The 12203-nt window shown below is 39.5% G+C and carries 10 protein-coding genes; all 10 read right to left on the bottom strand.

All coding sequences use genetic code 11. From position 1 onward, the window contains the following. Positions 1-624: an RdgB/HAM1 family non-canonical purine NTP pyrophosphatase gene (rdgB, locus tag WA352_RS00190; RefSeq protein ID WP_033134128.1), complete on the bottom strand. Its 624-nt coding sequence runs from the start codon at positions 622-624 to the stop codon at positions 1-3. Positions 625-700: 76 nt separating this feature from the next. Continuing rightward, a complete protein-coding gene (locus tag WA352_RS00185; protein WP_033134127.1) occupies positions 701-1141 on the bottom strand; it encodes a hypothetical protein in 441 nt (146 codons plus the stop codon). A gap of 1 nt (position 1142) precedes the next feature. Next, positions 1143-1724, bottom strand: coding sequence for a class I SAM-dependent methyltransferase (locus tag WA352_RS00180; RefSeq protein ID WP_033134126.1), 582 nt, complete (start codon positions 1722-1724; stop codon positions 1143-1145). Between the two features lie 156 nt (positions 1725-1880). Beyond that, positions 1881-2468 carry a tetratricopeptide repeat protein gene (locus tag WA352_RS00175; RefSeq protein ID WP_004804208.1) on the bottom strand — a complete coding sequence of 196 codons (588 nt, stop codon included), beginning with the start codon at positions 2466-2468 and terminating at the stop codon, positions 1881-1883. Continuing rightward, positions 2465-3058, bottom strand: a complete 594-nt coding sequence (gene metW, locus WA352_RS00170; RefSeq protein WP_016651551.1) for a methionine biosynthesis protein MetW — start codon at positions 3056-3058, stop codon at positions 2465-2467. The genes WA352_RS00175 and metW overlap by 4 nt, the downstream gene beginning before the upstream one ends. Then, entirely contained in the window at positions 3058-4218 is a 1161-nt protein-coding gene (gene metX, locus WA352_RS00165) for a homoserine O-succinyltransferase MetX (RefSeq protein WP_004804212.1), read from the bottom strand. Before metX ends, metW begins: the two co-directional genes overlap by 1 nt. Before the next feature lie 126 nt (positions 4219-4344). Beyond that, the gene (gene leuA, locus WA352_RS00160; protein ID WP_033134125.1) at positions 4345-6042 is read right to left on the bottom strand and encodes a 2-isopropylmalate synthase; all 1698 of its coding nucleotides are present in this window, start codon (positions 6040-6042) and stop codon (positions 4345-4347) included. 457 nt (positions 6043-6499) lie between these two features. Next, a complete protein-coding gene (locus tag WA352_RS00155) occupies positions 6500-7183 on the bottom strand; it encodes a Fe2+-dependent dioxygenase (protein ID WP_033134124.1) in 684 nt (227 codons plus the stop codon). Between the two features lie 101 nt (positions 7184-7284). After that, a complete protein-coding gene (locus tag WA352_RS00150; RefSeq protein ID WP_033134123.1) occupies positions 7285-9564 on the bottom strand; it encodes a TonB-dependent receptor in 2280 nt (759 codons plus the stop codon). 272 nt (positions 9565-9836) lie between these two features. Next, positions 9837-12041 (bottom strand): TonB-dependent receptor domain-containing protein, encoded by a 2205-nt coding sequence (locus WA352_RS00145; RefSeq protein ID WP_033134122.1) that lies wholly within the window; start codon positions 12039-12041, stop codon positions 9837-9839. Between the last annotated feature and the right edge of the window lie 162 nt (positions 12042-12203).

The following is a 12203-nucleotide window of genomic DNA, read 5'->3' as shown; positions in this document are numbered from 1 at the left end:
TTAAACCAAGCTGGCTTTAAACAGCTGCATGGCTTGACCGCGATGGCTGATCTTATTTTTCTCAGCTTTGCTCAGTTCAGCACTCGAAACATTGAGTTCAGGCAACCAAAATAGTGGGTCATATCCAAAACCATTTTCACCACGTGCTGCTTCTAAAATCTCACCTTTCCAGATGCCTTGGAAAATTTGTGGCAGTGGATCTTCTGCATGTGTGACCAGCGCCAATACGCAGACAAACATCCCTTCAATGGCTTCACCGTCTTTACGCAAAGGTGCAAGATCAGCCAGTAATTTTTGGTTATTGGCTGCATCATTACCGTGTTCACCTGCATAGCGTGCCGAGTAGATGCCAGGTGCACCGCCTAAAATAGGAACACACAGTCCCGAGTCATCTGCAAGTGCTGGTTTACCTGAAAGCTTAGACGCATGACGTGCTTTGATAATGGCATTTTCAACAAAGCTGAGACCATCTTCTATCGCATCTTCAATATCGAGTTTGCCTTGAGGAATAATCTCGACAGGAAGATCAAGTTGTTGAAACAGATGTTCAAATTCGACTACTTTACCTTTGTTATTACTTGCAAGGACAAGACTGCCTTGGTTGAGCCATGGTTGAGTAGACATGCTGAAAATCTCAATATTTTAAATAAAATGAATTGTACTCGATTTGGTGGTCTAAGTCGGTTGTATGTCTTTATGATTAAACGCCAATAATAGTGAAACCATCAACATCTTGTTCTAATCGATTGGTTAAGAAGCGTATAAGATCATCCAACATTTTGATCACATCTGTTTTGTATCTCGGATATTTTTTCTTAAAAAGTTTAGTTTCTTGTTTAAATAAAAGATGAACATTATCGTTATAGCGTAAATATTTTTTAGCTTCTAAGTAAATTTTATAGGTATTAAGTTTTGCAATAATTTGTGCTATTTCTTCTGCATCAAGATACGTATTTCCCCAATGTGAACAAGGGTTATCACTCCCTAAAAATAAGTGCTCGACTAAAGAAAATGCGATTTCATCAATGACAATTGAATGATCACAATTTGGATTTCGTTGCAAATCATAAGGAATGATTTGCATGTTAAGACCTGTATAAATTCCATCTGAATAGGGCGTAACTGTAAAAGAAAATTTCATGCTAAATTTTTTTCAAGATCAGTGTATGGAAATTCCAGAATTTCATTTTTCCGTAAGCATTTGGATGTTCTGTTCTAGTTTCTTGATTCAATAAAATTTCATAATCTTCAATGAACAGTTGTTCAATTTGCTGGCGATTAAATCCTTGCATGGTCTGAGACTGTTTTAATAACCAAGGGTCATCTTGACCTAAAAGTTGTATTAGTAAAATGCCGCCTTGAGGCAAGGCATGTTTCATCTTTGCGAGTACATGATCAATTTGGCTAGGGGCACAAAAGAACAGACTGAATAGGGCAACGATAATACTGGCTGACGGATATGAATAGTCTTCAAAGATATGATTTGAGAAAAAGAATTTAGGATGATTTTTAAATCGATGCTGACACACTTGTTGTGCTGCTTCAGAAGGGTCAAAAGCGTAAACCAGATAATCATGCTTGAGTAAGAAGGCGGCTTCATTACCTGCACCACATCCACAATCAATAGCAACACGAGGAAGGGTCGAATCAACATACGGAAGTGCATATTCCAAGATCGGACGATGTGGCTGATCTTGAGTGAGTTCAGCAAATATCTGAGACATGAGCGCTAAAAAATGAAGAATGTAATATAAATAACAGTTTAAGTTCTTCTTGTAAAAGTGAAAATTGGACTATATTTAAATCAATTTAGAATAAAAGCAATAAAAAACCGACTCTCACAAGTCGGTTTTTATATCACTCAATAGATCTAAACAAGATTATTGTGCTTGAATCCATTTATCAGCACGGTCACGTGCAGTACGAATCTGATCTTGAGTTAAGTTTGCAGCCAATGCTGTTTTCTTACCTTCAGAAAGACTGATCACTTTGGTATCCAACATACCATCACGGGTTGAAAGCTCATACCACTGATAAGCACCAACAAAGTTTTTCTTCTGCTCTTCCATCATCGCAAGATTGAAGCTGGCACGGTTGTCACCATTGCTTGCTGCTTTCTCGAAATATTTACGCGCTAAAGCATCGTCTTTCTTTACACCAATACCATCGGCATACATACGACCAACATTCAATTGTGCTGCAGATAAACCTTGATCTGCTGCTGCTTTGAATAAAGAAAATGCTTGTTTTTCATCTTTAGCAACATCTTTACCAAACTGGTAACGGGTTGCTAAGTAAAACTGTGCCCCAGCTTGACCAGATTTTGCCGCGCTTTGCAATTCATTGATACCCATCACTGAATAACGTGCTGCCTGTGTTGCAACCGATTGTGGTTGAGCAACATAGTCAGCATGCGCTTGTATACTGATCAGACCAAATAAAAATGTGCTGATTAATGTCTTTTTCATAGAGCGCTCACTCGATAAATTGCGACTTCACCAAATAGGTTCGGCATATGCTTACTGAGCATACTACCTTGTTGGTCACCATTAACGGCAAGTCGATTAATAATTTTAATCCGATTCTCAGCACATAAGGCTTCAAAGTCACGGAAAGTACATAAATGAATATTCGGGGTGTTATACCACATATAGGGTAAAGCTTCCGAAACAGGCATTTTCCCTTTCAAGGCAAGAAAAGAACGTGTCTTCCAATGCGCAAAGTTTGGAAAAGTAATAATGGCCTGTTTGCCGACACGCACCATATCACGAAGTAATACATCGGGTGCATCTACAGCTTGCAAAGCTTGTGCCATGACCACAGAGTCAAAAGACTGGTCGGCAAAACGACTTAAACCAAGGTTTAAGTCCTGTTGGATAATATTTAACCCCCGACTGATGGCAATTGCAATCTTTTCTTGATCAATTTCTAGACCATAGGCACGAATATTGTGCTGTTTGCTCATATGAGCTAGCAATTCACCATCACCACAGCCTAAGTCTAGCACGCTAGAGTTCGGGTTAATCCATTTTTCGGCGAGTCGTTGATCTATACGCATTAGTGCTGCTCCTGCGATGTCGATTGCAACTGTTGTTCTCCACCTAAAAATGCGCGTAGCGTTTTTACATACAGTGGAATAGGAAATAAGAACGAGTCATGACCTTGTTCAGCATCAATATCTAAGTAGCTGACAGGCTTATGATTATCAATCAAAGCATCCACCAGTTCTTGAGAACGGCTTGGACTAAAGCGCCAGTCTGTAGTAAATGAAATCACCAAAAATTGGCACTTCGGTTGACTCATTGCCTTCGTCAAAGAATGTTCATATTCACGCGAAGGGTCAAAATAATCCAAGGCCTTGGTCATAATCAAGTAAGTATTTGCATCGAAATTGCGGCTAAATTGTTCGCCTTGGTAACGCAAATAGCTTTCCACTTGGAATTCGACATCAAAACCATACATAAATTTGCCCGATTTTAAATCGCGACCAAATTTCTGTTTCATGGCTTCTTCTGACAAGTAGGTGATATGACCCACCATACGCGCCAAAATCAAACCACGTTTTGGATAACTGTCATTTTCTAGATAACGTCCATGATGGAAATCAGGATCAGATAGAATCGATTGGCGTGCAACTTCGTTAAAGGCAATATTTTGGGCTGATAATTTGGGTGCACTAGCGATGATGGCGCATTTTTGTAATCGGTCTGGATAATCCAAAGACCATTGTAGAGCTTGCATGCCGCCCAGAGAGCCGCCAATCACAGAATACCAAACTTTAACGCCTAAACGGTCAGACAGCATTGCTTGAGTTTTGACCCAGTCACGCACTGTGACTAATGGGAAGTCAGGACCGTAAGGGCGATTTTCATTTTCAGGATTGGGTGAAGTCGGGCCAGTTGAACCACTGCATCCACCGATATTATTTAAGGAAACAACAAAGAAGTGATTGGTATCAATCGCTTTTCCAGGGCCAATACAGCTGTCCCACCAGCCTGCCTTCTTATCATCTTCATGATGATAGCCTGCAGCATGGTGATGTCCTGACAGCGCATGGCAAATCAGAATGGCATTGGATTGATCTGCATTGAGGGTTCCATAGGTTTCAACCATTAAATCGAAACGTGGCAATACGCGGCCACATTCAAGTTCTAAGGGTTGTTCAAATTGAAACTTTTGTGGTGTGACTAAACCCACTGAATCCGATGGAAAAGACACTGGAATGATTCGCCCTATAATAAATCATTAATAATAAAAGGATACCAATTCAGGTATCCTTTCAAAAGTCATTTTTTCTGATATTACAACTCAGCTTTACTGACGATTATGTGATATTTCACCTATCTAAACGGCTGCAGCAGCCACTTGATCGGTGGTTAATACACCTTGTTCAATTAAACGATTGGTACATGCAATAATGGCTTCGATTGATGAAGTCACGATGTTGTCATGTACACCCGCACCAAATGCGCTCTTACCTGTGCCTTTCACTTGAAGCTCAATCAAGGCAAGTGCTTTGGCATTGGCACCTGAACTGATACTGCGCTCTTCATAGTTCACCACATCAATTGGTAACTGTAAGGCATTCAACATAGCTGAGATCGGGCCATTTCCTTCTCCGCGGAGACGTTGAATTTCACCGTCAATTTCAACGTCTAATTCAATGATTTGTGTACCATTGATATCCGACAATTGATAATGTTTGGTTTGATAATGGCTGTTCTTCACATCGACATAGGTATTTTCGAATAAAGTCCAGATTTCATGTGCACTGATTTCTGTGCCATTTTCATCGGTATGCTGCTGTACGATCTGACTGAATTCGATTTGGACACGACGTGGTAAAGCAACGTTATAATTCGATTCCAACAAGTAGGCGATACCGCCTTTACCTGATTGGCTGTTGACGCGAATCACCGCATCGTAGTCACGGCCCAAGTCTTTTGGATCGATTGGTAAATATGGCATATCCCAGATGTCTTCGTTTTTCTGGAATTCGAAGCCTTTTTTAATCGCATCTTGGTGTGAACCAGAGAACGCGGTAAAGACTAAATCACCTGCATATGGATGACGAGGATGCACTGGTAAACCTGTACATTCTTCAACTGTTGCAATGATTTCATTGATATTTGAGAAGTCTAAGTTTGGTGCAACGCCTTGGGTATACATGTTCAAGGCAATCGCAGCAACGTCCACATTACCAGTACGTTCACCATTACCAAATACACAACCTTCTACACGGTCAGCACCCGCCATAATCGCCAATTCAGAGGCTGCGATACCACAACCACGGTCATTGTGACAGTGAACAGAGATAATCACGCCATCACGACGCGCCAAGTTACGGTGCATCCATTCGATTTGATCGGCATAGACATTCGGTGTAGACACTTCAACTGTTGCAGGTAAGTTCAAGATGACTTTATTGGTTGGTGAAGCTTCCCAAATTTCAGTCACAGCATCACAGACATCTTTGGCAACTTCTAATTCAGTTGCAGAGAAACATTCTGGGCTGTACTGGAAAATCCAGTCTGTAGCAGGATATTGCGCCGCATATTCTTTGACTTTTGTTGCTGCGTTAATGGCAAGTTGCTTTGAACCATTGGCATCGACGTTTAAGACTTTCTGACGGAAGGTTGGAGAGTTTGAATTATAGATATGCACAATGGCACGCTTTGCATTAACCAACGCTTCAAAGGTGCGTTCAATCAAATGATCACGTGCTTGCACCAACACTTCGATATACACATCGTCAGGAATCAAATTTTCTTCAATCAATTTACGAGTAAAATCGAAGTCAATTTGAGAAGCTGATGGAAAGCCAATTTCGATGTGCTTAAAGCCGATTTTAACCAACATGTGGAACATTTTTAATTTTTGATCCATATCCATCGGTTCAAAAATCGCTTGGTTCCCATCACGAAGGTCGGTACTCATCCAAATCGGTGCTTGATTGATTTCATTATTCGGCCATTGACGATCGGGTAAATCCACTCGTTGATACATACGGCGGTATTTTTTGCTTGGGTCAGCCAACATCATGAGAAAACTCCTTGTCGTAGCATGGTTGCTGAGTCAAATAAAAGGCAACGTGCTACAGATATATATGGTGTCTATAAGAATTAATTTAAAGCGAATTCGGGGATCGAGCGCCTAAAAATGTAGGCGAAAAATTTATACGCGCGCGAGGCGCAGCATCAGGAGAAGTGCAGCGAGATGTGTTGTATGAGACGGGTGGGTAAAGCCGCGATTTGTTTTCATCATCTACCATTCATATTGGGTATTTAATTTTGCAGTTATATTAGCCATCTAACGATATTCAGTCTAGGCGAAAATACAGACGACTGCAAAGGTCTATAAAACATTTTAATTGGAATGGATGGAAAATATTTCCCTGTTTTTTGCACTATTTAAATTTTAATGGGAAAAATTTCCCGTAATTTTATCAATTAGAGATAAAAAAGTTGTTTTTATCTCTAAGCTTTGAAAAGTATCCGAATTATAGCTCAGCCCACTTTCGCATGAGGTTGTGATAAAGATTGGTCATTTTAATCACTTCTTGATGAGTATCACCAAGCTGCATACGCAGATTTTGGATCGTCTGATCCAGTGTAAATAACATATTACGTTCAGCATCATTACGGATCATGCTTTGTACCCAAAAGAATGAAGCCGTTCGACACCCGCTGCTGATTGCAGTCACTTCATGCAGACTAGATGAAGGGTAGAGCACCATATCGCCCGCAGGTAATTTGGCTTCATGATAGCCGTAAGTATCTTCAATGACCAACTCACCGCCTTCATATTCATCAGGTTCTGATAAAAACAAAGTGCAAGATAAATCGGTACGTAAGCGTTCTTTCGTGCCACGAATTCGACGGATTGAATTATCAACATGGAATCCAAAAGATTCCTGATTTTCATAACGATTGAAAAGCGGAGGGATAATATCCAGTGGTAAAGCGGCTGAGAGAAATAGGGGGTGTTTGCCCAGTTCTTCTAAAATGATGTTACTGAGATGGTGGGTTAAAGGATGATCTTCAGGCAGTTGCTGATTATTTTTCACGGTAGCAGACAGAGTGCCTGCCGTAACTTTTCCATTGGTCCATTCGATTTTATCCATTTCTTCGCGAAAGTACTGAACTTGTTCTTTGCTTAATACATTTGGAATATGGTGGATCACGATAGCTACCTTTGTGGAAACAATGAATGATAAAAAATAGCCTCATTATGAGGCTATTTTTGCAATAAAATCCATAATTAAACTATGGGTTTTATTGAGGGTTAGTATTTGAAGTTGACAGACAATACTGCACTGCGTCCTTCCGCTTCAGTTGCATAGTGCGATGCATAGGCTTTCGTGAAATAACGTTTATCCGATAAATTATTAATGTTTAGTTGTAGGTCAACATTTTTATCAACGTTATAACGAGCCATTGCATCGTAACGAACATAGCCTGGAACCCATTTGGTATTCGCTGCATCACCATAGACTTTATCCATCGCTACTGCACCAGCGCCTAAAGTCAGCTGTGGTAAAACTTTATAGGTTGTCCAAAGTGTTGCTGAGTTTTTCGCAACGTTTTGAACTTGGTTACCATTATTTGGACTTGCTACATATTTACCACTGCTGTCCTTAACGAAGCCAGCATCTACGATTTCACTATCTAAATAGGTATAACCAGCCGATACCGCCCATTTATCTGTGATATAACCATTCGCACCAAGCTCAATACCATCAACACGTGTTTCACCAATGTTTCTGGTGAAACCATCCGTATCTAAGGCACGTGTATTCTCTTTTTCAGTACGGAAAATAGCAGCAGTTAAATTCAATTTATCATTCAATAAATTCCATTTAGTGCCGATTTCATATGTTTTAACTTCTTCAGGTTTTAGGTTGTTAATCGCACGAGACTGTTCATCCGTTGTATTTCGGCCGGGTACGCTAATACCTTCTGAACCGTCACCCGCATCAACACCGACAGGGTTTGCAGAGGTTGCATAGCTGATATAAATCGCACCGTTTTCAGCTGGTTTGAATGTAAGGCCAGCTTGATAATTGAAGAAATCATGACTTGAATCGTACTTTGTTCCAGCTTTGATTGAACCTGAATCCTTGTTGTACTTCATATCAGTTTCAAATTTGTCCCAACGTACCCCGAGGTCAAGTAACCATTGTGGGGTAAGGGTGATATTGTCTAGAACATACACTGATTGCGTTTTTGAGGTGATATTTGTGACATTAGGATTTGCTTTGATATTACCTAACCATGCATCACCTGCATGAGGGTTGTTTAGATCGGTACACCAACCATTGGAACTGCTTAACGAACAAGCATTATTTGCACCGCTACCACCAATTTTTGCAGTGTTTGGATCAGTAACAATATTGGTTCCACGATCTGAATCTTGCTTAGAATATTCAACGCCCGTATTGAAACTATGTTTAAGTGAACCTGTATTGAACTTACCCGTTAATGCCAACTGATCTGTAAAGGTATCTGTATTGGTTAAATTGGTATTGACTCGGCGCCAAACTTGACCATTTACAATATTGCCTTGGCTGTCATCTGGTTGAGTCCATAAATAATCATTTTTAGATTTGCTATAGACGGCTGTATTACTTAGGGTTAAATTTTCGGTTAAATCATGTTCTAACTTGATGGTACCGATCTGATTTTCTTGTTTTTGGAAATCACGATCTTTCCAACCGTAATAGATACCTTGCTTAACATCTACAGGTTTACCAGCAGTTGCTTTTTTGGTCGTATCATATTGATATGGAATACCAGAATCTGGTTCATCATTAGTTTTTAAGTAGTAATAACTTAAGGTACCACGTGTCGCTGTATCTAGACCAAAGCTAATGCTTGGTGCGATACCTGCACGCTTATATTCAGCACCCTCATGTTGCCCAGCTTTTTCATTTTGGTGGCCCATGACCACAACACGGCCTGCAACACCATTACCAAAATCTTTATTCCCGTCTAAAGTAATTCGGGCATAGTTGTCTGTACCACCAGAAATCGAACCTTCTAAAGCATCGCCTTTTTTAGCAACTTTAGAAATCATGTTGATGCTACCGCCTGATGTACCTGCACCACCTAAGGCAGACGCAGAACCTTTGGTTACTTCTACTTGTTCAACTGCAAACATTTCGCGGTTTTGAGATGTTGAACTACGAACACCGTCAACATACATTGAGCTTTCAGAGTTATAACCACGAATAAATGGGCGGTCACCGTTTGGGTTACCACCTTCACCTGCACCGAGTGTAATACCTGGAATAGTACGTAATGCATCACTTAAGGTCGTAACCTGAGTGTCTTCAATCAGTTGTTTAGAAATCACAGAAACTGATTTTGGAGTATCAAGTAGAGGAGCAACAAATTTAGTATTTGCAGATTTATCTACTTTTAGACTTTGTTCTTTTTCAGCTTGAGCATGAATTGTTGGAAGCTGAACTGCCTGATCTTGTGCAATCGCTGGTACTGCAATTACTGAGAGTGAAGATGCAATTGCAGAAGAAACGAGTTTCTTCCGTGATTTAATAAAAGACATGGGGCACGCCTAACAGTGTAAAAATTTATGCAAAGGATAATCATTGTCATTTCTATATTCATTTGTTTTGGATTGTTTTTTTCAATTGTTTCTAATTATTACAATGGAAACTTAAATAATTTTTCATCCTTAATTGTTCAATAATGTTGTTAATTTGTTGATTTTTTTATTTAATCTAAAAAAACGATTGTTTTTTAAGGTTTGACTTTTAATTTGGATAAGTGTTTCACTAGCCATTAGATGATTTCTAATGACTAGTGAAAAGATTGTGTTTAGAAAGAGAAAGTTGTACTTAATTGAACGCGACGACCTTCTTGGGTATTGCTGTAGCGGTTATAATAGCTAGTACCAACACGCTCATAGTCATTGAAATTCTTATCAAAAACATTATACAACGCAACGCCCAAGTTCCAGTTTGGTGTGATATTAAAATTAGAGCCTACATGTAATAAGGCATATTCTTTATAATCACCTAAAGCATCGTAAGCATTTTTTTCTGCAGTGCTCATATTTTGATAAGTTTTGAGGTAGCGAGCCCTTTCACTACGGTATTCACCACGAGCCCAAAGTTGAATATTGTCATCTGCCTGCCATTTAAGTGAAGCATTTGCAATATGTTCAGGCGTATCGTTAAGTGGTGGATTTCCAATGCTCTTATCTTTAATCTCTGTGTTTGTCCACGTGTAGTTGATACCAAATTTCCAATCAGGTACAAACTCCCAGTTAAATCCTGTTTCTATTCCATAAATTTCAGCTTTTTCAGCATTGGTTGGCCGTGTAACGTTCCATGAGCGAGTACCTGTATCTCCATTTTCCATTAGCCAAGGTGTGCCAACGCTTGCCATAAAGTTTTCACAGGCAACTTTTCCTCCGAAAGCATCACTACTGGCAGCATCACAAGTTCTTTCAATTGCCCCAGTTACGATTTTGTCTTTAACTTGGCTATAAAAAGCCGTCATATTGGCATCAAAATTAGAGTCATTACTAAAATATGTTCCGATTTCGAAGTTATTACTTTTTTCAGGTTTTAAATTTGGATTTCCAAAGAGAGGAGTTCGGCCTTGTCCACCAACGTTATAGATACCATCAGTTAAACGCTCAAGTCTTGGTGCTTTGTAGCCCTCGTTATATCCACCTTTAAATGTCCAGTTGTCATTCGCATTCCAGACTAGATAAGCACGTGGAGTCCAGAAGTCTCCAAAGGTATCATGGTCGTCGTATCGTAAACCAAGTGTAAGTGCCAGACTATCTGTGATTGACCATGTATCTTCAGCGAAAAGACCTAGCTGTTTAAAGGAGATTTCTTTATTGGCACGTAAACCATCTTTGATATTAGCTTCCCACCATTGGCCACCTAGAGTGATTTTATGACCCGAGAAATGTTCAGTCGTAAATTTGGTATCAAAAGTTGTATCTTCACTTTCTAGAAGTCTTGGAGTAATGGCTTTAGATCCGTTTTGCGCGCGAGAAGGAATTAGACGACCAATAGTTTCGGTCTGAATATTACTAATACTGGATTCTAAATTACCAAAATCGCTTCTCCATGTATGCGCTAAAATATATTTTTCACGATTATATTTTTGAGACTCTGCATAGCCTCCATTGGCACCTAAAGTACCCAGTTGTCCCTTGCTGTTATCGTACCATTGCTGTGTTTGCTCGTATTCCACTGATAAATCATGGTTATCTGTCGGGGTAAGAGTTAAGCGTGCACCAATGGTTTCAATATCGGATTTGGTTGGGTTATTTCCCATATTCAATGATTCATCAGTTGACTCATCATCCTTTCTAACAACATTGGATTGGTCTCTCTCCGCCTTTCTGCCTCTTAATTGTAAACCTAGTAGATTTTTTATAAGTGGACCCGTAATAAATGCATCGACAGAGCGTTGATTACCAAAATCAGATGAGTTAGGTAGAATTGTGCCTTCTAAAGTTACTGAGCCTGTCCATTCATCAGTTACTTTTTTAGTAATAATATTGACTACGCCACCCATAGCATCAGAACCATAAAGTGTAGAAGCAGGCCCTCGAATTACCTCGATTCGCTCAATTGCAGATATTGGGGGAATAAAACTGTTATTGGATTCACCAAAACCATTTGGCGTAATGTCGCCTGTACTGTTTTGTCTTCTACCATCTACTAATACAAGTGTGTATTCAGAATCCATTCCTCGAATACGGATATTCAAACCACCTGTTTTACCTGCTGTTGGGCTGATATCAACGCCTTCTACATCAATTAATGCATCTGCAATGGAATTAATTCTTTTATCTTTCAAATCTTGAGCAGTAATGACTGTGATACTTGCTGGTGCATTTTTAATATCTTGTTCAAATCCAGCGGCAGATACCACAATAGTTGCAAGTTGGTGTGTGTTGGTATTTTCAGATGCTGTCGTCGTTTCTGCGAAAGCGGATGTGGTCATTGCCCCAAGGAGTGCAAATGAAAGGGGATTCAAATTAAATTTACTCATAACTAGAGTTCCAAAGCTGGACGAGAAAAACAGAACAATTGTTCAAAAAGAATGCAAAGTATAGTGATAATACTTATCACTAACAACAAAAAATAACGTTTGTTTTAAGATTCATTTAAGAAAACTATGATTTTGGTTAAAATAAGAAATATATTTGCTTTT

Source organism: Acinetobacter sp. 102 (assembly GCF_037028485.1).
In the GTDB taxonomy this organism is placed as follows: Bacteria; Pseudomonadota; Gammaproteobacteria; order Pseudomonadales; family Moraxellaceae; genus Acinetobacter; species Acinetobacter higginsii.
The sequence above is the reverse complement of the archived record's forward strand: the minus strand, read 5'-3'. Positions and strand labels throughout refer to the sequence as shown.